Here is a 23,290-nt window from a genome sequence, read left to right as displayed (position 1 = left end):
CGATGTACATCGGCGTGGCGATCCTTTTCGCGATCGCCTGCGCGTTCCTCTCGCACTGGCAGTTCTCGCGAAACGCCGAGCGCAGCGAGCAGCTGCAGCTCGTCGAGGCGAATTACGACGCCATCCCCGTGCCCCTCGGAGACCTGTTGGCACCCGGAGCACCGTTGAACCCCGCCGACGAATGGCGCCCGGTGCGACTCGAAGGCCGCTACCTTTCCGACGAGCAGCTGCTCGTGCGCAACCGCGCTCACGGCGGATCCGCGGCCTACGAGCAACTCGTGCCGTTCGAGCTCACCGACGGGCGCGTGTTCCTCGTCGACCGCGGCTGGCTCGCCCCGGGCGACCGGCAGTCCCTGCCCGACCTGATCCCCGCACCGCCGACGGGCGAGGTGGTGGTCGAGGTGCGACTGCGGCCCGAGGAGGCCGCCCCGTCTTCAGGCCGCTCCGCCGCAGCGGGGCAGGTCCCGACCATCAACCTCGGCCTGGTGGCAGAACAGACCGGCCCCATCGAGCCGGGCGCCTACGGCCTGCTCATGGCGGAGACGCCCGCACCCGCGACCGCACCGCAACCGATCGATCCGCCCAGCAACGACCCGGGCCCCTACCTGTCGTACGCCATCCAGTGGATCCTCTTCGCCGTGATGGGCTTCGCCTTCATCGGGTACGTGATCGTCAATGAACGCCGGCTGCGCCGGGAAGACGCCGACGACCTCGACGATGACGACACGCCGGCTCCGGCGCAGGAGAAGACGTCGGCCGAGCCGCGTCGCGTCGACCCGGTCGCCCTGCACCGTGCGCGCAAGCGCCCGCGCGACCGCGACGCCGACGACGAAGACGCCCTGCTCGACGCGCGGTGAGGGGCGCGGCGCCCGCCTGGTGGCGTGGCCGGCAGACCCACACCCGTCGGTCACTCGGCCGCGCGAAGTTGCATCCACAGGCCCAGACGAGAGGGGCCGTCATCGATCGGGAGATCGAACTGCTCGGCCGCCCGTCGCACGCGATACCTCAGGGTGTTGGGATGCACGCCGAGTCGTGACGCGGCCGCCCGCACATCGGCCTGCTCCTCGAACCAGGCCAGCAGCGACGCGCGATACTCCGTGCGCTGCTCGCGGTCGCTCCGCAGCAGAGCCGCCACCCCGCTCGAGCGGAGCCTCTCCTCGCGCGACAATTCATCACTGACCCGAGCGACGAGCACCCGTTCGCGGACGTCGTCGAGGCGGCACAGACGCGGCAGAAGCGCGTCGGCCAGCACCTCCCGCAGGATGTCGTCGACCTCCCGGCGGGCGGCGACGAGATCCTCGACGCCCAGCGATCCCGCGACGGCCGCACACGCTTGATCGCGGAAACCTCGCGCGAGGGCCGCCAGGCCCTGCTGGGCCAGACGGAGAGCGGCGTTGCCGCCACCGTCGGGAAGCAGCACGTACACCGCGGAGGGGGTCTCGACGACCCCGGCGTCCGGGCGGAACGTGGCGACGAACCGCGAGAGCGCGTGGGACAGATAGGGCAGGATCGTCAGCCATTCGGCACCCGCCCCGAGCGTGGCGAACCCCACCAGCCCGAGACGCGCTCCCGGCGCGAGCGCGAGGCGCCGGTGCGTCTCGCGCGGCGACCAGCGTCCCTCGAGCGCTCCGCCCACGATCTCAGCGCGCAGGTGGAGGCGCACCTCGTCGCTCGTGCGACGACGCAGCATATGCATGGCGGCCAGGCCCGCAGCCTCTCGGAGCGTTCGTTCACCGGCCTCGCTGACGCCTTCGGGCGGGTCGACCACCCAGATGGAGCCGAGTACCCGCGATCCGGCCCGGATGGCCAACGCCGTTCGCGGCAGCGCGTCGTCCACGGCCGGGAAACGCTCGACCCGCGTCGACGCGGAGACGGCGCGGTAGCGCTCGAGGTTGTGCGCCACATCGGGGACGCGCCTGCCGAGGATGCCTTCCTCGCGGAGGCGGTCCAGTCGCTGGCCTTCCACCGTGGAGTACGCCACGACGCTGCGGTCGAGATCCTCGATCGACACCGCACCGCCGATGCTCGCGGCGGCGGCGTGGGCGAGGGCGAACAGCGAATCGCCGCCTCGCTGATCGTCGCCGGAGGCCGATGAGCCCAGCGCCGACTCCAGCACCGAGACGACGTGCTCCCATGCGGCGTCGTCGTCGACCGCCAGCAGCGCGACGCCGTGCGCCGCCGCTCGCGCCGTCAGCGCCTCGGGATCGCCGCCGCGCAACTTCACTCCCACCGCCGGGCACCCGCGGGCTGCCGCGTGCGCGAGGAGCGGTTCGAGGTCGTCGTCGACACTCACCGCAGGGACCAGCAGGATCGCCCCCGCGACGTCGGGCAACGGGTCGCGCGGGTCGTGCAGGACGACCCGCGCGGCGACCGCTCGGTCGACGGCGCTTGGCTGACCGTCCCGATCGTGGGTGTCCACGCGACGAAGAAGTGCGGATCCGACGCGGCCCAGCAGCGCGGCGAGATCCTGCGGGCCCGGGCCCCCGGGTAGACGATCCGACAACGGCATGACGGAATCGTAGTCCGATCGGATAAGACCCGGATGATGACTGCTTTCTAACGTGGACAATGTCCCGCCACCCGAAGAACGAGAGCGAGAACCACGTGTCCCTCCATCGCCGCACCGCACTGACCACCGCCGCCGCCGCCACCGTCCTGCTGTTGAGCCTGTCGGGGTGCAGCTCCCCCGCCTCGCCGGAGTCGGCGGCCACCACCTCGACGACGAACGCCGACGCCCCCCTGGCGTCTCTCGTCCCCGCCGCCTTCAAGGACGGCATCAACGTCGCCAGCGGCATCTACGCCCCGATGGTCATGAGAAGCGACAGCGGGGAATGGAGCGGCTTCGATTACGACCTCGGTCAGGCCCTCTCCGCCGAGCTCGGCGTGCCGTTCACCTTCGAGGTGCAGGACTTCACCAGCATCATCCCGTCACTTCAGTCGAAGAAGCACGACATCATCATGTTCGGCATGAACGACACCGCCAAGCGCGAGGAGGTGCTCGATTTCACCGACTACTTCCAAGCGGGACTCGCCATCCTCGTCGAGAAGGGAAACCCCGAGGGGATCACCTCTCTCGCCGACCTGTGCGGCAAGTCCGTCGCCGTCGCGAAGGGCACCACCCAGGCCGAGTTCGTGGCATCCGAGTCGACCAAGTGCGCGAGCGGAAGCATCACCTCGATCGAACTCCCCACCGAGAACGACGCCATCCTCGCCGTCAAGTCGGGCCAGGCCGTCGCCGACGTCTTCGATGCCGCGCCCGCCGCTCACACCGCCCAGACCAGCGGTGACGGCAACGACTTCGAGGTCGTACACGACCCGACCAACCCTTCCGGTTACGGTGTCGCCTACACCGGCATCGGTGTGCTGAAGGAGAACGCCGACCTGACCAAGGCGTTGGAGGCCGCCCTCCAGGCCGTGATGGACGACGGAACCTACACGGAGCTGCTCGCCAAGTACGACCTGTCCGACTACGGCGTGCCCAGCGCCATCGTCAACGGCGCGACCAAGTGACCCCCTCGTCGACGACGGCGGCGCCCGGCGCCGCGTCGCTCGACGACGTCGTCGCGACCCCGGTGCGGCATCCGCTGCGCTGGGTCGCGGCGGCGGCCGTCGTCCTCGTCTTCGCCGCGTTCGCGGCCGCCGTCTGGAACAACGACAACATCCAGCACGACGTCATCGAGAAGTACCTGCTGGCGCAGCCCATCCTCGAGGGCGTCGTCACCACCGTCGTCATCACCGCTGTCTCGATGCTCCTGGCGATCATCCTGGCCGTCGCCCTGGCCGTCACGCGCCTGTCGACGAATCCGGTGCTGCGCACCTTCTCCTGGCTGTACACCTGGTTCTTCCGCGGCACGCCTCTGCTCGTGCAGATCGTGTTCTGGGGATACCTCGGACTGCTCTTCGAGAACGTCACGATCGGCATCCCGTTCACCGACGTGGTGCTCTTCTCCGCCCCGACGAGCACCGTCATCACCCCCTTCATCGCCGGAGTTCTCGCGCTCGGACTCAACGAGGCCGCCTACGCCTCCGAGATCGTCCGCGCAGGTCTCCTCTCCGTCGACAAGGGCAACCGCGAGGCCGCCCTGTCGCTCGGCATGAGCGAGGCGACCACCCTCCGGCGCATCGTCCTCCCCCAGGCGATGCGCGTGATCATCCCGCCGATGGGCAACGAGACCATCTCGATGCTGAAGAACAGCGCGCTGCTGGAACTCATCGCGGTGCAGGAGCTGTACACCCGTGCCACCGACATCTCGGCGCAGAACCTGCGTCAGGTCGAGCTGCTCGTGGTCGTCGCCGTGTGGTACCTCATCCTCACCTCGGTGCTGTCGATCCCGCAGTACTACCTCGAGCGGCGGTTCGGTCGTGGTGTCGGTCGCACCCTCGCCCCGACGCCCCGGCAGAAGGCCTTCGCGCTCTTCGACCGCATCGTGGCCCGCGCACGACGTGCGCGCGGGATGGATGCCGGCACCGAGGTGCCCCCGACCACCGGGCCGCTGACGGCGGCCATCCGCCTGACGCCACCGTCGCCGGGTGCCGCACCGACCGACCCGTCGTCCCCGCATCCGACGAAGGAGAACACCCCATGACCGCCACCGTCCCCCTCGTCGACGCGCGCAACGTCCGCAAGAGCTTCGGCACCCATCACGTCCTGCGCGGCATCGACCTGCGCGTCGACCGCGGGAGCGTCGCGTGCCTGCTCGGCCCGTCCGGCTCGGGGAAGTCGACGTTCCTCCGCTGCATCAACCACCTGGAGTCCATCGACGGCGGGCGCATCCTCGTCGACGGCGACCTGATCGGCTACCGCGAGCACCGCGGCGGTCTGCGCGAGATGCGCCCGAGGGAAGTCGCCGCGCAGCGGCGCAACATCGGCATGGTGTTCCAGCGCTTCCACCTGTTCCCGCACATGACGGCCCTCGAGAACATCATCGAAGCGCCCCAGCGCGTGGCGGGGGTCCGTCGTGCGATCGCCCAGGGCGAGGCGCGCGAGCTCCTCGACCGGGTGGGGTTGGCCGACTACGCCGGGCACTATCCCGCGCAGCTGTCGGGCGGCCAGCAGCAGCGCGTCGCCATCGCGCGGGCCCTGGCGATGCACCCGCAGCTGATGCTCTTCGACGAACCGACCTCGGCACTCGACCCCGAACTCGTCGGCGACGTGCTCGCCGTCATGCGCGACCTGGCGAAAGACGGCATGACCATGATCGTCGTCACTCACGAGATCGGCTTCGCCCGCGAGGTCGCCGACACCGTGGTCTTCATGGACGGCGGTGTCGTGGTCGAGGCGGGCGCGCCCGCCCAGGTCATCGGCGCGCCGCAGCACGAACGCACGCGCGCCTTCATCGAGAGCGTGCTGTGACCGCCCAGGTCGTCGCCCCGGGATCCGTCCCGTCGGCCGCCTCGGCGGCGGAACGCGCCGCCGTGCGCGTGCGACCGGTGACGGATGCCGAGGGGGCCCGCGCCGCCATACATCTCGTCAACGACGTGTGGGGGCCCGACAACCGCATCGCGAGCGTCGGGCTGCTCGTCGCCCTGGCCCACACGGGCAACCACGTCGCGATCGCCGAAGACGCCGACGGCATCGCGGGAGTGTGCGCCGGGTTCCTGCACGCCGATGATCCGACGCGCCTGCATTCGCACGTTGCCGCGACGCGCCCCGGCACCTCGGGCCGCGGCATCGGTCTCGCCCTGAAACTGCAGCAGCGGGACTGGGCTCTGGAGCGCGGAGTCGCCGCCATCACCTGGACGTTCGACCCGCTGGTGCGCCGCAACGCCCACTTCAACCTCACGCGTCTGGGGGCGCAGGGCGTCGCGTACCTGCCCGACCTGTACGGTCCGATGCAGGATGCCGTGAACCTCGGCGAGCCGAGCGACCGACTCGAGGTGCGGTGGGAGCTGGATGCGCCGCGGGCCCCCGCGGCGAACACCGTCGCCCCCGCAGCCCTCGACGATGCCGACGGTCTGCCCGTCGTGACGGCGCTGCCGTCCCGCGGCGAACGTATCGTCCACGTGCCCGCCGACATCGAGGGCCTCCGCGTCATCGACCCTCGCCGCGCCCACCGATGGCGTCTCGCCGTGCGCGAGGTGCTCGCCGGCGCCCTTTCCGAGGGGTGGCGCATCGACGGCTTCGTGCGCAACGCCGGCTACGTGCTGCGCAAAGACTGACCGCGCCCGCGCGCGTCCCCACCGACCACCTCCCCGAGGACACCACGACCATGCACCTGCTTTCTCTCGACCTGCTCACCCTGCGCCTGCCGCTGGTGAGCCCTTTCCGCACGTCCTTCGGTGTCCAGACCGAACGCACCCCCCTGATCGTCCGCGTCGAAGCCGCCGTCGGCGACCGCACCGTCATCGGGTGGGGCGAGTGCGTCGCGCTCCCCCGGCCGGTCTACTCGTCCGAGTTCCTCGAGGGCGCCCGCCACGTCATCGCCACGGAACTCGCCCCGGCCATCGTGGCCGCGCAGACCGAGGGGCACGAGGTCACCGCCGAGAACGTCGCGGGGCTGTTCGAGCACGTCCGCGGCAACCGCATGGCCAAGGCCGCGGTCGAGATGGCGGTGATCGACGCACAACTGCGCGCGAGCGGCCGCTCGTTCGCATCTTGGCTGGGAGTGGATGCCGATCGCGTGCCGTCGGGGGTGAGTGTCGGCATCCACGACTCGATCCCCGCGTTGCTCGCCGCGATCGACGGGTATCTCGCCCAGGGATACCGGCGCGTGAAGCTGAAGATCGAGCCGGGGTGGGACGTCGAGCCCGTCCGCGCCGTCCGCGAACGCTTCGGCGACATTCCGCTCCAGGTCGACGCCAACACCGCCTACCGATTGGGTGACGCCGCGCATCTGCGCCGACTCGACCCCTTCGACCTGCTCCTGATCGAGCAGCCGCTCGGCGATGAGGATCTGCGCCAGCACGCCGTGCTGGCCCGCGAACTGCGCACCCCGGTGTGCCTGGATGAGTCGATCGTGTCGGCCGAGTCGGCGGCGGATGCCATCGCGCTCGGCGCCACCTCGGTCGTCAACGTCAAGCCGGGCCGCGTCGGCGGCTATGTCGAGGCGCGTCGCGTGCACGACGTCGCGCGAGCGCACGGGGTTCCCGTGTGGTGCGGGGGGATGCTCGAGACGGGCATCGGACGAGCGGCGAACGCCGCCCTGGCGGGCCTGCCCGGCTTCACGCTCACGGGCGACATCTCGGCATCCGACCGCTTCTACCGAGAAGACATCACCGACCCGATCACGCTCGACGAGGAGGGGTTCATCGCGATCCCGACGTCACCCGGCTTCGGCGTGGAGCCGGACGACGACCGGATCCGCGCGTTCACCGAACACCGCGAGTGGGTGTCGCTGGGCTGAGGCCCGGCGCCCTACGCCAGGGTGATCAGGTCCGCGTAGTCGCGGCCCCAGATGTCTTCCACGCCGTCGGGGAGGATGAGCACGCGCTCAGGGTTCAGCGCCTCGACAGCACCCTCGTCGTGCGAGACGAGCACGACGGCACCCTCGTAGTGCGCCAGCGCGCCGAGGATCTCCTCGCGCGAGGCGGGGTCGAGGTTGTTGGTGGGCTCGTCGAGCAGCAGCATGTTGGCCGACGACACCACGAGCGTCGCGAGCGACAGACGCGTCTTCTCGCCGCCCGAGAGCACACCCGCGGGCTTGAGCACGTCGTCGCCGACAAACAGGAACGAGCCCAGCACCTTGCGTGCCTCGGTGGCGGTGATGTGCGGCGCCGCCGACATCATGTTGTCGAGCACCGAGCGGTGCACGTCGAGATTCTCGTGCTCCTGCGCGTAGTAGCCGATCTTCAGGCCGTGACCGGGCTCGAGCTGACCGGTGTCGGGCTTGTCGACGCCCGCGAGGATGCGCAGCAGCGTCGTCTTACCCGCACCGTTCAGACCCAGGATGACGACGCGCGAGCCGCGGTCGATCGCGAGGTCGACGTCGGTGAAGATCTCCAGCGACCCGTACGACTTCGACAGGCCGGATGCCATGAGGGGCGTCTTGCCGCACGGCGCGGGCTTGGGGAAGCGGAGCTTGGCGACCCGCTCGTCCTGACGCACGTCATCCAGGCCCGAGAGCATCTTCTCGGCACGGGCGACCATCTGGTGCGCCGCGGCGGCCTTCGACGCCTTGGCGCCGAAGCGCGCGGCCTGCAGCTGCAGAGCGGTGGCCTTCTTCTCGACGTTGGCGCGCTCCTTCTTGCGGCGCTCCTCGTCGGCCACCCGCTGGCGCAGGTAGTTCTTCCAGTTCATGTTGTAGACGTCGATGACCTGGCGGTTGGCATCGAGGTAGAAGACCCGGTTGACCGTCTCGCCGACGAGCTCGACATCGTGCGAGATGACGATGAGCCCGCCCTTGTAGCCCTTGAGGAACTCGCGCAGCCACACGACGCTGTCGGCGTCGAGGTGGTTGGTCGGCTCGTCGAGGATCATCGTCTGCGCGTCGGAGAAGAGGATGCGCGCGAGCTCGATGCGGCGCCGCTGTCCACCCGAGAGGGTCTTCAGCGGCTGATCGAGGATGCGGTCGGGGAGGGAGAGGTTGTGGGCGATGGATGCCGCCTCGGCCTCGGCCGCGTACCCACCGGCCGCCTCGAACTGCTCGGTGAGACGGGCGTACTTCTTCATCGCCTTCGCCGCCACCGCGGCGTCGTCGTCGGCCATCGCCAGCGACGCCTCGTGCATGCCCAGGGCGAGCGAACCGAGCCCGCGGGCGTCGAGGATGCGCGTGCGCGCGAGCATCTCGGGGTCTCCCGAGCGCGGGTCCTGCGGCAGGTAGCCGAGCTCGCCCGACCGGTCGACGCCGCCGTTCGAGGGCAGCAGATCGCCGGCGAGCACCTTGGTCAGGGTCGTCTTGCCCGCACCGTTGCGCCCGACGAGGCCGATCTTGTCGCCGTCGGAGACGCGGAACGCCACGTCGGACATGAGCACGCGGGCGCCCACGCGGATCTCGAGGTCGTGCACGGCGAGCACAGCGAACGTCCGTTCAGTCGGGGATGGAGAACGGCCAGAGATTGGCCAGCCACCCAGTATAAGACGCGCATCTGCATGCCCACCGACAGCGGGGTCGACGAATACCCCGGATGCCGTTACCTCGACGCCGAGACGATCACCTGGGTCCCCGTCATCCGGGTTTGCTTTCTCACCCGATGACTGACCTAAACTAAGCCTATCCTTACCTAACACGCAGGAGGCTCTTCGTGTCCCGATTCCGCGCTCTGGCGGCCCTCGCCGCCGGTTCCGCCCTCGTCCTCACCGGCTGCGCCGGCACCTCCGCCGCACCGGGCGCCGAGGAGGGCTCGACCGAGTCCGCCGGCGGCTCCTTCCCGGTGACGATCGACCACGCCTTCGGCGAGACGACCATCGAGGCCCAGCCCGAGCGCGTCGTCACCGTCAGCTGGGGTAACCAGGAGGCCGCCCTCGCCCTCGGCGTCGTGCCGGTCGCCATGCCGAAGGTCACCTGGGGCGATGAGGACGGCGACGGCCTGCTCCCCTGGGTCAAGGACAAGCTTGACGAGCTGGGCGCCGAAACCCCGACCCTCATGGACGAGACCGACGGCTTCGACTACGAGGCCATCGCCGACGCGCAGCCCGATGTCATCCTGGGCGCCTACTCCGGCATGACGCAGGAGCAATACGACACCCTCAGCAAGATCGCCCCCGTCGTGGCGTTCCCCGAGGTCGCCTGGGGCACCTCGTGGCAGGAGATGACCCTGACGGATGCCAAGGCCCTCGGCCGCGAGGAGCAGGCGGAGGAGCTCATCGCCGACCTCGAGCAGCACGTCACCGATGCGTCCGCGAAGTACCCCGCCCTCGCGGGTAAGAAGACGCTGTTCACCTACCTCGATCCGACCGACCTCAGCACGCTGGGCTACTACTCGACGCTCGACCCGCGCGCGGCGTACCTCACCGAGCTCGGGCTCACCCCGTCGTCGGCCGTCGAGGAGTCCAGCAAGGATGCCGCGACCTTCTGGTTCACGCAGAGCACCGAGAACATCGAGACCTTCTCCGATGTCGATGTCATCGTCGGCTACGGCACGCCCGAGCTGCTCGCTCAGCTGCAGGCCGACCCGCTGTGGTCGCGCATCCCGGCCATCAAGTCCGGGGCCTTCGCCACCCTGACCGACGACACCACCATCGCCGCAGCGGCCAACCCCAGCCCGCTGTCGATCGGCACCTCCTACGGCGACGAGTACATCGACCTGGTCGGCGCCGCCTCGGAGAAGGCCGGCTCCTGATGCCGCAGCGGCACTCCTCGGTGCGATGACCGTTCTCGCTCCGGCCTCGACCGCCCCCGGCGTCACGCGCTCGCGTGCCCGGGGGCGGCGACGCGTGCTCTGGCTCGTCGTGCTCGTGGCGGCCCTTCTTCTCGCCGGAGTGCTCTCGGTCACCTTCGGCGCGCGCGACGTCGCGTTCGCCGACATCTGGGCGGGCCTGACCGGGTCGACCGATACCGCGTCGGCGGCCGCGGTCGGCAAGCGCGTGCCGCGCACGATCCTGGCCATGCTCGTCGGCGCCGCCCTCGCGGTCGCCGGAGCCGTGCTGCAGGGAGCCACCCGCAATCCGCTCGCCGACCCGCAGATCCTCGGTATCAACGGCGGCGCGTCGCTCGCGATCGTCACCGGTATCGCGTTCTTCGGCCTCAGCTCGGCCTCGGCCTACATCTGGACCGGCATGATCGGTGCGGGCGCCGCAGCCGTCTTCGTCTACGCGATCGGTTCCCTCGGCCGCGGAGGCCCGACCCCGCTGCGGCTCGCGCTGGCGGGCGCGGTCACCGCGGTCGCCTTCAGCTCGCTCATCAGCGCCATCCTGCTGCCCCGGATCAACGTGATGAGCGTCTTCCGGTTCTGGCAGGTGGGCGGTGTCGGAGGCGCGACCCCCGACACGATCGGTCAGGTGCTCCCCTTCCTCGTCGTGGGATTCGTGATCTGCCTGCTGAGCGCGTCCGCGCTGAACACCCTCGCCCTCGGCGACGAGCTCGCCGCGGGCCTGGGCGCCCGCGTGCGCACCGCACGCCTGACCGCATCCGCGGGAGCCGTCATCCTGTGCGGCGCGGCCACCGCCGTCGCCGGCCCGATCGGTTTCGTCGGTCTCGTCGTCCCCCACATCTGCCGGCTCATCGTCGGCGTCGATCACCGCTGGCTCCTGCCCGTGTCCGCCGCCGGCGGCGCCATCCTGCTCACGGTCTCCGACGTCGTGGGCCGTGTCATCGCACGTCCCGAAGAGATCGAGGTCGGCATCGTCACCGCTCTGATCGGAGCGCCGTTCTTCATCGCCCTCGTGCGCCGCCAGAAGATGAGGGCCCTGTGAGCACCGACGTCCTCTCGGCACCCGCGGTCGACGCCGTGACCCTCGTGCGGGCAGGGCGCCGCCGCCGCCGCACGCGGTGGGCGGTGGTCACCGGCATCCTGGCCGCGGCCGTCGTGATCGCCTTCGCCCTCTCGCTCATGCTCGGTCAGACCGCGTACTCCCCCGCCGAGGTCTGGGGCGTGTTGACCGGTCAGCGTGTGCCCGGCGCGTCCTTCACCGTCGGCGAGCTGCGCCTGCCGCGCGCCGTCACGGGCCTGTTGACCGGCCTGTGTTTCGGCATGGGCGGAGTCGTGTTCCAGTCGATGCTCCGCAATGCCCTCGCAAGCCCCGACGTCATCGGCATCAACACCGGCGCCAGCGCCGCCGCCGTGATCGGCATCGTCGTGCTCGGTGTCGGCGAGACCGCCGTGTCGGTCATGGCGATGGCCGCCGCCCTCGCCGTGGCCCTGTCGATCTACCTTCTCGCCTACCGCAAGGGCGGCTCCGGGGCGCGGCTCATCCTCGTGGGCATCGGCGTCGCCGCCATGTGCCAGGCCGTCGTCTCGTACGTCATCTCACGCGCGGCCGAATGGGACCTCCCCGCCGCCATGCGCTGGATCACCGGCAACCTCAACGACGCCACCTGGGACCGCGCGCTGCCCGTGGCAGGGGCCGTGTTCGTGCTCGCACCCGTCCTCCTGGTGCTCGCGCGACGTCTCGAGATCCTGCGCATGGGCGACGAGACGGCCGCGGCCGTCGGCCTCCCCGTCGAGCGCAGCCGGATGCTGCTGATCGTCGCGGCCGTCGGTCTGCTCGCCTTCGGCACGGCCGCCGCCGGCCCCATCGCGTTCGTGTCGTTCCTCGCCGGCCCCATCGCCGTGCGCCTGCTCGGCCCGGTCGGCTCCCCCGTGCTGCCGGCGGGCCTCGTGGGGGCACTCCTGGTGCTCGTGGCCGACTACTGCGCCCAGTTCGCCTTCGGTACACGGCTGCCGGTGGGCGTCATCACGGGCGTGCTGGGCGCTCCCTATCTCATCTACCTGCTCGTGCGAAGCAGTCGATCCGGAGGAACCACGCTATGACCATCGAGCGCTCCCTGGCGGCCGAGGGCGTCACCCTCGGCTACGGCGACCGGACCATCGTCGATTCCCTCGACCTGCGAATCCCCGCGGGCCGAGTGACCACCATCGTCGGCGCCAACGCATGCGGCAAGTCGACGCTGCTGAAGGCGATGGCGCGACTGCTCACCCCGTCGTCCGGTCAGGTGCTGCTCGACGGCAAAGTCATCCACCGCCTCCCGACCAAGCAGGTCGCACGCGTGCTCGGCCTGCTGCCGCAGTCGCCGATCGCCCCCGACGGCATCGCCGTCTCCGACCTCGTCAGCCGGGGCCGACACCCCCACCAGGGTGCCCTGTCGCGGTGGACGAGCGCCGACGACACCGCCGTCGCCCGAGCCCTCGAGGCGACCGACGTCACGCACCTGGCCGATCGTCCGGTGGACGAGCTGAGCGGTGGGCAGCGCCAGCGCGTGTGGATCGCCATGGCTCTGGCGCAGGAGACCGACGTGCTGCTGCTCGACGAGCCCACCACGTTCCTCGACATCAGCCACCAGATCGACGTGCTCGACCTGCTGACCGACCTCAACCGCGAGCGGGGCACGACGGTCGCCATGGTGCTGCACGACCTCAACCTCGCGGCGCGCTACGCCGACCACCTCGTCGCCATGGCGCAAGGCGAGGTGATCGCGGCGGGAGATCCCGCCGAGGTCCTCACCGAAGAGACGGTGCGAAGCGTCTTCGGCCTCGACAGCCGCGTGGTACCGGATCCACTGACCGGGCGTCCCATGGTCATCCCCATCGGCCGGCACCACACCGTCGCGGAGCCCGAGCAGGCGCACACGGGTTCGCGGGCGTAACCCGCCGCGCACGCGCAAACGCTCATGCATGAGCGGCCCCATCGTGCCCGGACAGACGATCCCGCCGGGGCAGCTGCGCCGCACAGCCGCAGGCGCTTTCCGCGCGCCCGTCCTCTCCGAGGAGGCGCACGCGGTGGCGCCCGCGCGGGCCCGTCGAGCAGACACGCACCATTCCGCTGCGCAGTCCTACCGAGCGGGCGCTCAGCGAAGGTGCTCGACCGACGAGAAGAAGCCCGAGCCTCGTCTCGTTCCGGACGGGTTGATCGAGCTCAGGCCGTCCGTTCGACCTGACCCGCGCGCCAGTACCCCATGAACGCCACGCGGCCGCGGTCGACGCCGCATCCCGACACGAGCATGCGACGCAGCAGCTTGACGGTCGAGGACTCCCCCGCGATCCACGCGTAGAACTCGCCCTCGGCGTCGTCGGGGCTGTCCCACAGAAGCTCGACCTCGAGGTCGATGTCTTCGAGCACCTGCGGACGCGGCGCCGCCGCGCGCGCCAGCACGTCTGAGGATGCCGTCGTCCACCCCTCGATGGCCTCGATCAGGGCCTCGCCGTGGGGGCGATCGCCGCGCGCCAACCAGTGCACGCGCGCATCGCCGCTGCCCACCGGCAGGGCGTCGTCGACGGTCGGCACCTCGATGAACGCATCGACGTCGAGTCCGGGCTCCAGCCCCTCGAGCACGGCGCAGATCGCCGGGGCCGCGGTCTCGTCGCCGGCGAGCAGGATCCGACGCGCCGTGCCGGGATGGAAATCGATGCCCTGCGCGGACTCGGGGCTGCGGGCGTCGGGGCCCACCACGACGAGCTGGTCGCCGACCGTCGCCGCCTCCGCCCATGACCCCGCCGGACCCGCGTCATGGTGCACGACGAAGTCGATGTCGAGCTCGAGCGCCCCGGGATCGATCCGTCGCACGGTGTACGTGCGGAACGGCATCCGCTCCTCATCGGGCAGATCGCGCCACCGGGTGTACCACTCGCCGTTCGCGATGGCATCCGGATCGTCCTGCCCGATGTCGCAGACGCGCCCGTCAGCTCCGGGGAGCACGAGCTTGACGCGCTGATCCCGGCGATCGGTGCCGAAGACGTCGAAGTCGGGCGACGTGAACGTCACGCGCACGAAGTGCGGCGACAGCCGCTGCGCGGCCTTCACCGTCGCGACGTACGGGCGGTAGGCGGGGCGCGTAGCGGTGATCACTCGATAAGGATACCCTTACCTATCTTCGGATGCCACGAGCGACGTCCCGGCGAGGGACGATCCGCCCGCGTCCGCACCGGCCGCGGCCGCCAGACGACCGATCCGCTCGACCGCGTCGCGCAGCACCTCCGGGTCGCACCCGACGTTGATGCGCACGTGCCCCACGCCCTCTTCCCCGAAGAGCGGTCCGTGGTGCAGCGCGACCTTTGCCTCGCGGCGGATGAACGGCGCGGGATTGGCACCCCACCCGTAGGCCGAGACATCGACCCAAGCGAGGAACCCGGCATCCGGGATCCGGTACCGGGCCAGCGGCAGGTGCTCGGCCAGCAGGTCGGCCAGCAACCGGCGGTTGTGATCGAGGGCCGCCAGCAGCGCCTCGAGCCACTGGTCGCTGTCGGGTGCGAAGGCTGCGCGGTTGGCGATGACGCCGAACAGCCCGGCGCGCCACTCGACCTCCCACGGCAGAGCCCGCACCACCGCGGCCGTCTCTTCGGAGCCGGTCACGATCACCGCGCACTTCAGGCCCGCGAGGTTGTAGGTCTTGCTCGCGCTCGTCACGGTGTACCCGACCGCCGCCGCCTCGGGCGCGGCATCCAGGAACGGCGTGAACACGGCGGGCGCGTGCGTCAGCGGCGCGTGGATCTCGTCGCTGACGACGGTGGCACCGTAACGGTGCGCGAGGCGCGCGAGGGCGGCGAGCGACTCCCGGGAGTGCACCGTACCGGTCGGGTTGTGCGGGTTGCAGAGCAACACCGACCGCGCGCCATCGGCCAACGCCCGTTCGATGCCGTCGAGATCGAGAGACCACCGCTCGCCGTCGTCGACGAGCGGCACCCGCTCGACCACGGCGCCGGCCTCCTCCACCGTGTCGTAGAACGGCGGGTAGACGGGAGGCGTCACGACCACCCGATCGCCGGGGGCCGTCACCGCGCGCAGCACCTCGACGACGCCCATCATCACGTCGCCCGTCCAGCGGATGCGTGCCGTGTCGGGTCGCCAGCCCCACCGGCGCTCGGCGTAGTCGGCGAAGTCGAGGTCGATGCCCGGCCGCGGCGGGGTGTACCCGGTGTCGCCGATCTCGACGGCCCGATGCAGCGCCGCGGTGATCGCAGGCGCGAGGGCGAAATCCGTCTCGGCCACGAACATCGGGATGACGTCGTCGCCGTACGAGCGCCACTTCGTGCTCGAACGCTGACGCAGGAGCTCGAGCGGCAGGGCTTGCAACGGAGGAACGCTCATCCGCACAGCCTATTGAGGGCTCCGGATGCCGCGGAATCACGGCGTCAGACAGCGAAACACGAGCGCGGGCCCCCGCACGCGGGAAAGGCGAACGCCCGCCCCATGGAGGGACGGGCGTTCGGCGGGAGACTCAGATCGCGAAACCGAGGGCGCGCATCACTCGTCCGCTGCGGTCGGGACTCAGCCTCAGATCGCGAAACCGAGGGCGCGCATCATGTCGCGGCCGTCGTCGGTGATCCGCTCGGGACCCCACGGCGGCATCCACACCCAGTTGATGCGGAAACGGTCCACGACGTTGTCGAGGGCCTGCGCCGTCTGCTCTTCGAGCACGTCGGTCAGCGGGCATCCCGCCGAGGTGAGGGTCATGTGGATGACGAGCGCGTCGTTCTCGTCATCCCACGCGAGGTCGTAGATGAGTCCCAGGTCGACGACGTTGATCCCCAGTTCGGGGTCCATGACGTCTTTCAGGGCCTCGGTGACCTCGTCGTACTTCTCGGGCGCGAGGGTTGCGGTCATGTAACGATCTTACGCGTCGATCGGGGTACCGGCCTCGAGGAAACGGTCGTAACCCTCTTCCTCGAGACGATCGGCGAGCTCGGGGCCGCCCTCTTCGACGATCTTCCCCTTGACGACGACGTGTACGAAGTCGGGCCGGATGTAGCGCAGAATGCGGGTGTAGTGCGTGATGAGCAGGACGCCGAGGTCGGTCTGCTCCTTGGCGCGGTTGACGCCCTCCGACACGATCTTCAGCGCGTCGACGTCCAGACCGGAATCGGTCTCGTCGAGGACGGCGATCTTCGGCTTCAGCAGCTCGAGCTGAAGGATCTCGTGGCGCTTCTTCTCGCCGCCGGAGAAGCCCTCGTTGACGTTGCGCTGCGCGAACTTCGCGTCCATGCGCAGGTTCTGCATCGCGCCCTTGACGTCCTTGGTCCAGGTGCGGATCGCCGGCGCCTCGCCGTCGATGGCCGTCTTGGCGGTGCGGAGGAAGTTGGTGACGGTCACGCCGGGGATCTCGACCGGGTACTGCATCGCGAGGAAGAGACCGGCGCGCGCACGCTCGTCGACGCTCATCTCGAGCACGTCCTCACCGTCGAGCGTGATGGATCCGCTCGTGACGGTGTACTTGGGGTGACCGGCGATGGTGTACGCCAGGGTCGACTTGCCGGAGCCGTTGGGGCCCATGATGGCGTGGGTCTCACCGGTGCGCAGCGTCAGCGTGACACCGTTGAGGATCGGGGTCGTACCGTTCTCCGTCTCGACCGTCACGTGGAGGTCGCGGATCTCGAGGACAGACATGATGTTCCTTACTCGTAAGTCTGGGGGTCGTAGGCGAGGCTCAGGCCGTCGCCTTGGTGACGGAGGGGTCGATGAGAACGTCGTCCCCGTCGATCACGACCTCGTACACGGGCACCGGCTCGAACGCCGGGAGATTCAGGGGGCGGCCCGTCGTGAGCGAGAACGCCGAGCCGTGCGCCCAGCACTCCAGTGTCTCGCCCTCGACGAAACCGTCCGACAGCGAGATGTCGCCGTGGGTGCAGACATCGCCGATGGCGTGCACGTCGCCGTTGCCGTCGAGCACGACGGCGATGGCGACACCGTCGATCTCGACGCGGTGCGCTTCGTCTTGCACGAGGTCGCTCAGCGCGCAGGCGCGCGTGGCGCTCACGCGGCAGCCCCTTCGGCCAGCTCGCGCTCGATCGCCTCGGTGAGCTCGGTCTCGAGCTCGGGGATGCCGATGCGCTGCACGATCTCGCTGAGGAAGCCGAGCACGACCAGGCGTCGCGCCTCGTCTTCGGCGATCCCGCGGGCCTGCAGGTAGAACAGCTGCTCGTCGTCGAAACGTCCGGTGGCGCTGGCGTGGCCCGCGCCCTGGATGTCGCCGGTCTCGATCTCGAGGTTCGGGATCGAGTCGGCGCGCGCGCCGTCGGTGAGCACGAGGTTGCGGTTGGCCTCGTAGGAGTCGGTGCCCGTGGCATCCGGTCCGATGAGCACGTCGCCGATCCAGACGCTGCGTGCGCTCGCGCCCTGCAGCGCGCCCTTGTAGAGCACGTCGCCGACGGTGTGCGGCCCCTTGTGGTGCAGGTAGACCTGCGACTCCAGATGCTGACCGGCGTCCGAGAACGACAGCCCGTAGAGGCGCCCCTCGGAACCGGCACCGGCCAGCTCGACCGACGGGTTGACGCGCACGACCCCGCCACCGAAGCTGACCACGACGTGCGTGAGCTTGGCGTCGCGGTCGACACGCGCCTGGTGGGCCGCAGCGTGCACCGCGTCGTCGTCCCACTTCTGCACCGACACCACGGTGAGGTCGGCGCCGTCGCGCACGAGGATCTCGACGTTCTGGGCGTGCTGCGCCGTGCCCTCGTGTCGCAGCACGACGGTGCCGCGCGAGTGGGCCTGCGCCTCGATGACGACGTGGGCGTGCGCGAGGCCGCCGGTGCCGGTCAGGCGCACGACGATCGGCTCGTCCAACTCGACGTTCGCGGGGATGCGCAGCAGCGGCGCCTCGGTCTCGTGCTTCCACGCGAGGGCGGCGGTGACGTCTTCGGGACGGAAGTGCTCACCGCGAGGGGCATCGCCCGCCGCGAGACGCAGCTGCTCGACCGCAGCCGGCGCCTGCACGTCGACGCCCACGACGCCGGTCGGACCGGCTTCGTCGACGAAAAGAGGCGCGAGGCGGTCGATCGGAGTGAGCTTCCAGTTCACTTCACGGCCCGTGGGCACGCCGAAGTCGGCCGGATCGAACGAGGTCGCCCGCTCCGAGCGCGTCTGCACGGGAACGACGGATGCCACGAGGGCGGCCGGGTCGATATGACCCTCCGCGGGGGCCGCGGGGGTCTGGGTCGCTGTCGTCATTTAACCGACGGATCCTTCCATGCCCATCTCGATGAGCTTGTTCAACTCAAGCGCGTACTCCATGGGCAGCTCACGCGCGATGGGCTCGATGAACCCGCGCACGATCATGGCCATGGCCTCGTCTTCGGGGAGGCCGCGGGACTGCAGGTAGAACAACTGCTCCTCGCTGACCTTCGAGACGGTGGCCTCGTGGCCGAGCTGCACGTCGTCGACGCGGATGTCGATGGCGGGATACGTGTCACTGCGCGAGATGGTGTCGACCAGCAGCGCGTCGCAGCGCACCGTGTTGGCGGAGTGGTGCGCATTGGCATCCACCCGCACTTCACCGCGGTAGCCGGCGCGACCGCCGCCACGGGCGATCGACTTCGACACGATCGACGACTGCGTGTACGGCGCCATGTGGATCATCTTGGCGCCGGCGTCCTGGTGCTGACCGGGCCCGGCGAAGGCGACCGACAGGGTCTCGCCCTTCGCGTGCTCACCCATGAGGTAGATGGAGGGGTACTTCATCGTCACCTTGGAGCCGATGTTGCCGTCGACCCATTCCATGGTGGCGCCCTCGTGGGCGACGGCGCGCTTGGTCACCAGGTTGTAGACGTTGTTCGACCAGTTCTGGATCGTCGTGTAGCGAACGCGGGCGTTCTTCTTCACGATGATCTCGACGACGGCCGAGTGCAGCGAGTCGCTCTTGTAGATGGGAGCGGTGCACCCCTCGATGTAGTGCACGTAGCTGTCTTCGTCCGCGATGATCAGCGTCCGCTCGAACTGCCCCATGTTCTCGGTGTTGATGCGGAAGTACGCCTGCAGCGGGATCTCGACGTGCACGCCCTTCGGGACGTAGACGAAAGAGCCGCCCGACCAGACCGCCGTGTTCAGCGCGGCGAACTTGTTGTCGCCGGCGGGGATCACGGTGCCGAAGTACTCCTCGAAGAACTCGGGGTGCTCGCGCAACGCCGTGTCGGTGTCCATGAAGATGACACCCTGCTGCTCGAGGTCCTCGCGGATCTGGTGGTAGACCACCTCGGACTCGTACTGCGCGGCCACACCGGCGACCAGGCGCTGACGCTCCGCCTCGGGGATGCCGAGCTTCTCGTACGTGTTGCGGATCTCCTCGGGAAGGTCTTCCCAGGTCTGCGCCTGCTTCTCCGTCGAGCGCACGAAGTACTTGATGTTGTCGAAGTCGATCTCCGACAGGTCGGCACCCCACGTGGGCATGGGCTTGCGACCGAAGAGCTGGTACCCCTTCAGACGGGTCTTCAGCATCCATTCCGGTTCGGACTTCAGTGAGGAGATGCCGCGCACGACGTCCTCGTTGATCCCGCGCTGCGCGATCGCGCCGGCGGCATCGGTGTCGTGCCAGCCGAACTCGTATTGCCCCAGGCTTTCGAGCTCAGGTCGGTCGATGAGTACATCGGACATGGTGATCACTCTCCTTCTCGGGCCTCAACGGTGTCATCCGCCCCGGCATTCCGGACTCCGGTCGAAGTCCCAGGAATGTCGCTGGTGGGCCCGCTCGAAGGCGCTGGCTGCGCGCCTAGACTGTCTCTGGTGCGGATCGCGCGAGCGTCGCACCCGGACCCTTCGATTCTACAGGCAACGCCCGGTCCCGGCATGGCACCACCGCTGCCCCGTCCCCCGGGACCGCCGGACCGCCTCGACGCCAGGAAGCCGCACGCATGCCCTCCGCTTCGTCCCCCACCTCTCCGTCCCGCGTCCCGGGTGCCCTGCACCGCATCGCGGGGTGGCTGCCCGTCGAAGTCGACCGCCGGGTCCGGGTGTTCGCGTGGCTGTCGTTCGTGGCGGAGGTGCTCATCATCGGCACGGGCGGCGCGGTCCGCCTCACGGGCTCGGGACTGGGGTGCCCGACCTGGCCCCGCTGCACGGCGGATTCGCTGGTGAACACCCCGGAGATGGGCATTCACGGTGTCATCGAATTCGGCAATCGCACTCTGACGGGGCTCGTCGGCATCCTCGCCCTTGCCGTCGTCGTGCTCGTGTGGCGCATGCGTCACGAGCGCCGCGTGCTCTTCGTGCTCTCGCTCGTCGTGCTGGTGGGGATCGTCGCCCAGGCGATCGTCGGTGGCATCACGGTCCTGACGGGCCTGAACCCGTTCATCGTCGGCTTCCACTACGTCGCGTCCGTCTCGCTCGTGGCGGTGTGCGCGGCGTTCCTCGTGCGGATGTATCAGCCCGCCGGGCCCCGTACGCTCGCCGCCCCCCGCTGGTTCGCCGGACTCGTGCACGCCACGACCGCGGTGCTCGCCCTCACGATCGTCTTCGGTGTGCTCACCACCGGCGCCGGCCCTCACTCGGGCGACGAGGACTCCATCCGCAACGGCTTCGACGCCCAGGTGCTCGAGCACGTCCACGCCTGGCCGGGGTACGCCCTGTTCGTGCTCACGCTCATCGTCGTCGTCCTGGCGTGGCGCTTGCGCCTGCCGGTGCGGCGATGGGCGACGGCGCTGCTGGCCGTCGAGCTCGTGCAGATCGCGGTCGGGCTCTACCAGGCCCGGAACGGGCTGCCCGAGCTCGCCGTGGGCACGCACATGGTGCTCGCCGCCCTCGCGGCGGCGACCATGACCGTCGTCGTGCTGCGCCTCAAGCAGCCCGCGGTCAGCGGCTGGCAGGCCGCAACTCGCGAGACGGCGTCCGCACGCGGCTGACCGCCGGGGCCGGACGCCGACGGGTCGGGACCGGCTTATACGCTCATAGGGCATTCATGGGCGACCCCTAAGCGCGGCACGGAGGGGTCGAACAGGATGGGAGATCCGATGCGTTCGCGCTCGCAAACCGGCCCACCCCGGGTCGGAACGACAAGGAGTACTCCCATGCACACTCGTCCCCGTCTGGTCACCAGCATCCCGTTCTGGGTGCTCGTCGCCGGATCCCTGGCCGCCATCATCGGTGGGCTCGCGATCGTCCTGAACGGGATCAACGCGATGGAGGAGGTCCTCAACGACCCCAACGCCACCGTCGTGCAGGTCTACGTCGGTCAGTCGTGGGTCGTCGTGGGCGCGGCCGTCCTCGGTGCCGGCGCCGTGGGCATCGTCGCCGTGCTGGCCCTGGCCGCGGCGACCGCCCTGACCCGCCGCGCCGATATCTCCGTCGAGAGCATCGACTGGGACAGCGACGACGAGACCGCGGTGGAACCCGTCGCGACCGCCCCCTCCGCCGCTCCCCTCGCGGTCGAGGACGCCGACATCGAGACCCCCTCGACCACGCCCGCGCCGCCGCAGGCGGCCGCGGCGCGGCACGACGAGCCCCGGCTCGACGCGGGAGACGACGCCACGCGTCGCTGACCCCGGTGATCACGGCGTCCGTCCCCTTCGGGGGCGGGCGCCGTCGTCGTCTGCGCCGCGGAGTCCAACGTTCGCGGCATCCTGTCCCCGCATCGTCCGCCGGTGCGCTCTGGCGGGATGAGCGCTCGCTCGCGAGACCCCGCGTGCTGCGACACCGCCTCACTCGCGCTGAAACGTCACCGCAGCGCTCGCCTCGCGCCCCACAACGCGGGCCCGCACCCGCACCGCCTCCCGCTGCACGCCCCGACACCGCTCCCCTCGCACCACCCGTTGCGAGCCGACGCCCGACCCCACCCCGCCGCACACCCCGACACCGCCCCCTCGCGCCGAAACGTCACCGCAGCGCTCGACTCGCGCCACACGGCGCACGCCGACGCGACCGTTCGCGTAATCACCGCGCGGGAGGTCCCCCCTCCCGCCACGGCGCCTGCCTCCATAACGCAGAACGCCCGCCCCCGACGGGGACGGGCGGTGTCGACGGGCGGGTCAGAACGGCAGGAGAGGGTCGACCGCGATCGCGACGAAGAGCAGGGTCAGGTAGGTGATCGAGGCGTGGAACACGCGCATGGGGCGGGGTTCTCCGCCGCGGACCGCGCGGGAGTACAGACGGTGCGACTCGTAGATGAACCACCCGCCGAAGACGAGCGCCGACACGGTGTAGACCAGACCCATCTGCGCGACCGGGATCAGCAGCAGCGAGCACGCCACCGTGGCCCACGCGTAGAGGATGACCTGCAGCCCGACCTGGGAGCCGCTGCGCGTGGCACCGAGCATCGGCACATCGACTTCGTCGTACTGCGCGGCGTACTTCATCGACAGCGGCCAGTAATGCGGCGGAGTCCAGAGGAACACCAGAGCGAAGAGGATGAAGGGCGCCCACGACAGTGACCCCGTGACGGCCGACCATCCGATCAGCACGGGGAAGCAGCCCGCGATGCCGCCCCAGACGATGTTCTGCTCGGTGCGGCGCTTGAGGATCATCGTGTAGATCACGACGTAGAAGAAGATGGCCGCGGCGGAAAGCCCCGCTGCGAGCGGATTGGTGAAGGCCCACAGCCACACCGTCGACACGACCGCGAGAGTCCACGCGAAGACGAGGGCGCCCCGCGGCGACACCTCTCCCGTCACGAGCGGGCGGTTCTCCGTGCGCTGCATGTGCGCGTCGATGTCGCGATCGAGGTACATGTTGAACGCGGCGGCCGAGCCGGCGCTCAGCGACCCGCCGATCACCGTGGCGAAGATGAGCCAGAGGTTCGGGAGTCCGCCCTGGGCGAGGATCATCACCGGCACCGTCGTCACCAGCAGCAGCTCAAGGACGCGCGGCTTGGTCAGGGCGATGTACGCCCGGACGGTGCGTCCGAGGGAGCGGCGATCGGTCGTCGCGAACACGTGCGACGTCGTCGAGATGTCCATCGTCCCCCGGGGTAGCGCGTAAAGATCCTCCACGATTCTATGGCATCCCAACCAGAGGCCCGGCCGTCTGTCGACCCCCGTCACGATCCGCAACGGGCCCGCG

General features: G+C 70.0%; 22 protein-coding genes. 12 read left to right on the top strand and 10 right to left on the bottom strand.

Features of this window, described 5'->3' with window-relative positions; translation table 11 throughout:
- Window positions 1–2: 2 nt before the first annotated feature.
- The gene (locus tag QE392_RS10770; protein WP_307454121.1) at window positions 3–857 is read left to right on the top strand and encodes an SURF1 family cytochrome oxidase biogenesis protein; all 855 of its coding nucleotides are present in this window, start codon (window positions 3–5) and stop codon (window positions 855–857) included.
- A gap of 50 nt (window positions 858–907) precedes the next feature.
- Here QE392_RS10770 and QE392_RS10765 read toward each other — a convergent pair whose 3' ends face one another.
- On the bottom strand, window positions 908–2,509 hold the full coding sequence (locus QE392_RS10765) for a PucR family transcriptional regulator (protein WP_307451521.1): 1,602 nt from the start codon (window positions 2,507–2,509) through the stop codon (window positions 908–910).
- A gap of 59 nt (window positions 2,510–2,568) precedes the next feature.
- Here QE392_RS10765 and QE392_RS10760 point away from each other — a divergent pair, with 59 nt between their 5' ends.
- The 5 genes from QE392_RS10760 to menC are packed head-to-tail and all read left to right on the top strand — an operon-like array spanning window position 2,569 to window position 7,343.
- Window positions 2,569–3,510, top strand: coding sequence for an ABC transporter substrate-binding protein (locus QE392_RS10760; protein ID WP_307451519.1), 942 nt, complete (start codon window positions 2,569–2,571; stop codon window positions 3,508–3,510).
- Window positions 3,507–4,586, top strand: coding sequence for an amino acid ABC transporter permease (locus QE392_RS10755; RefSeq protein ID WP_307451516.1), 1,080 nt, complete (start codon window positions 3,507–3,509; stop codon window positions 4,584–4,586). The genes QE392_RS10760 and QE392_RS10755 overlap by 4 nt, the downstream gene beginning before the upstream one ends.
- Window positions 4,583–5,353, top strand: coding sequence for an amino acid ABC transporter ATP-binding protein (locus tag QE392_RS10750; RefSeq protein ID WP_307451514.1), 771 nt, complete (start codon window positions 4,583–4,585; stop codon window positions 5,351–5,353). Before QE392_RS10755 ends, QE392_RS10750 begins: the two co-directional genes overlap by 4 nt.
- A complete protein-coding gene (locus QE392_RS10745; protein WP_307451511.1) occupies window positions 5,350–6,159 on the top strand; it encodes a hypothetical protein in 810 nt (269 codons plus the stop codon). Before QE392_RS10750 ends, QE392_RS10745 begins: the two co-directional genes overlap by 4 nt.
- A gap of 50 nt (window positions 6,160–6,209) precedes the next feature.
- Entirely contained in the window at window positions 6,210–7,343 is a 1,134-nt protein-coding gene (menC, locus tag QE392_RS10740) for an o-succinylbenzoate synthase (RefSeq protein WP_307451508.1), read from the top strand.
- An 11-nt stretch (window positions 7,344–7,354) separates the two neighbouring features.
- Here the strand turns inward: menC and QE392_RS10735 are convergent, their stop codons facing one another.
- Window positions 7,355–8,953 (bottom strand): ABC-F family ATP-binding cassette domain-containing protein, encoded by a 1,599-nt coding sequence (locus tag QE392_RS10735; protein WP_307451505.1) that lies wholly within the window; start codon window positions 8,951–8,953, stop codon window positions 7,355–7,357.
- A gap of 227 nt (window positions 8,954–9,180) precedes the next feature.
- Between QE392_RS10735 and QE392_RS10730 the strand changes: the two genes are divergently transcribed.
- The 4 genes from QE392_RS10730 to QE392_RS10715 are packed head-to-tail and all read left to right on the top strand — an operon-like array spanning window position 9,181 to window position 13,181.
- The gene (locus QE392_RS10730; protein WP_307451503.1) at window positions 9,181–10,218 is read left to right on the top strand and encodes an iron-siderophore ABC transporter substrate-binding protein; all 1,038 of its coding nucleotides are present in this window, start codon (window positions 9,181–9,183) and stop codon (window positions 10,216–10,218) included.
- Window positions 10,219–10,243: 25 nt separating this feature from the next.
- Window positions 10,244–11,290 (top strand): FecCD family ABC transporter permease, encoded by a 1,047-nt coding sequence (locus QE392_RS10725; protein WP_307451501.1) that lies wholly within the window; start codon window positions 10,244–10,246, stop codon window positions 11,288–11,290.
- Window positions 11,287–12,348: a FecCD family ABC transporter permease gene (locus QE392_RS10720; protein WP_307451499.1), complete on the top strand. Its 1,062-nt coding sequence runs from the start codon at window positions 11,287–11,289 to the stop codon at window positions 12,346–12,348. Before QE392_RS10725 ends, QE392_RS10720 begins: the two co-directional genes overlap by 4 nt.
- Complete coding sequence (locus QE392_RS10715) at window positions 12,345–13,181, top strand: ABC transporter ATP-binding protein (RefSeq protein ID WP_307451497.1); 837 nt, start codon at window positions 12,345–12,347, stop codon at window positions 13,179–13,181. Before QE392_RS10720 ends, QE392_RS10715 begins: the two co-directional genes overlap by 4 nt.
- A gap of 269 nt (window positions 13,182–13,450) precedes the next feature.
- On the opposite strand, the gene QE392_RS10710 is transcribed toward QE392_RS10715, so the two are convergent.
- The 7 genes from QE392_RS10710 to sufB all read right to left on the bottom strand — a co-directional run bounded on the left by QE392_RS10710 (window position 13,451) and on the right by sufB (window position 19,894).
- On the bottom strand, window positions 13,451–14,380 hold the full coding sequence (locus QE392_RS10710) for a siderophore-interacting protein (protein WP_307451495.1): 930 nt from the start codon (window positions 14,378–14,380) through the stop codon (window positions 13,451–13,453).
- Window positions 14,381–14,395: 15 nt separating this feature from the next.
- Window positions 14,396–15,619, bottom strand: a complete 1,224-nt coding sequence (locus QE392_RS10705; RefSeq protein ID WP_307451492.1) for a MalY/PatB family protein — start codon at window positions 15,617–15,619, stop codon at window positions 14,396–14,398.
- A 186-nt stretch (window positions 15,620–15,805) separates the two neighbouring features.
- Entirely contained in the window at window positions 15,806–16,135 is a 330-nt protein-coding gene (locus QE392_RS10700) for a metal-sulfur cluster assembly factor (protein WP_013586729.1), read from the bottom strand.
- Window positions 16,136–16,144: 9 nt separating this feature from the next.
- Window positions 16,145–16,915, bottom strand: coding sequence for a Fe-S cluster assembly ATPase SufC (sufC, locus tag QE392_RS10695; RefSeq protein WP_307451489.1), 771 nt, complete (start codon window positions 16,913–16,915; stop codon window positions 16,145–16,147).
- A gap of 40 nt (window positions 16,916–16,955) precedes the next feature.
- On the bottom strand, window positions 16,956–17,285 hold the full coding sequence (locus QE392_RS10690) for a non-heme iron oxygenase ferredoxin subunit (RefSeq protein ID WP_307451488.1): 330 nt from the start codon (window positions 17,283–17,285) through the stop codon (window positions 16,956–16,958).
- Window positions 17,282–18,475, bottom strand: coding sequence for a Fe-S cluster assembly protein SufD (gene sufD, locus QE392_RS10685; protein WP_307451485.1), 1,194 nt, complete (start codon window positions 18,473–18,475; stop codon window positions 17,282–17,284). The genes QE392_RS10690 and sufD overlap by 4 nt, the downstream gene beginning before the upstream one ends.
- Complete coding sequence (sufB, locus tag QE392_RS10680) at window positions 18,476–19,894, bottom strand: Fe-S cluster assembly protein SufB (RefSeq protein WP_058233263.1); 1,419 nt, start codon at window positions 19,892–19,894, stop codon at window positions 18,476–18,478.
- Window positions 19,895–20,151: 257 nt separating this feature from the next.
- Between sufB and QE392_RS10675 the strand changes: the two genes are divergently transcribed.
- Both QE392_RS10675 and QE392_RS10670 read left to right on the top strand, forming a co-directional pair.
- Window positions 20,152–21,138 (top strand): COX15/CtaA family protein, encoded by a 987-nt coding sequence (locus QE392_RS10675; protein WP_307451483.1) that lies wholly within the window; start codon window positions 20,152–20,154, stop codon window positions 21,136–21,138.
- 165 nt (window positions 21,139–21,303) lie between these two features.
- Complete coding sequence (locus QE392_RS10670; protein WP_307451480.1) at window positions 21,304–21,774, top strand: dinucleotide-utilizing enzyme; 471 nt, start codon at window positions 21,304–21,306, stop codon at window positions 21,772–21,774.
- Between the two features lie 486 nt (window positions 21,775–22,260).
- Here the strand turns inward: QE392_RS10670 and QE392_RS10665 are convergent, their stop codons facing one another.
- Window positions 22,261–23,187 (bottom strand): heme o synthase, encoded by a 927-nt coding sequence (locus tag QE392_RS10665; RefSeq protein WP_307454118.1) that lies wholly within the window; start codon window positions 23,185–23,187, stop codon window positions 22,261–22,263.
- Window positions 23,188–23,290: the final 103 nt, after the last annotated feature.

This window comes from Microbacterium proteolyticum, assembly GCF_030818075.1.
In the GTDB taxonomy this organism is placed as follows: Bacteria; Actinomycetota; Actinomycetes; order Actinomycetales; family Microbacteriaceae; genus Microbacterium; species Microbacterium proteolyticum_A.
This window is presented reverse-complemented; position numbering and strand designations above follow the sequence as displayed.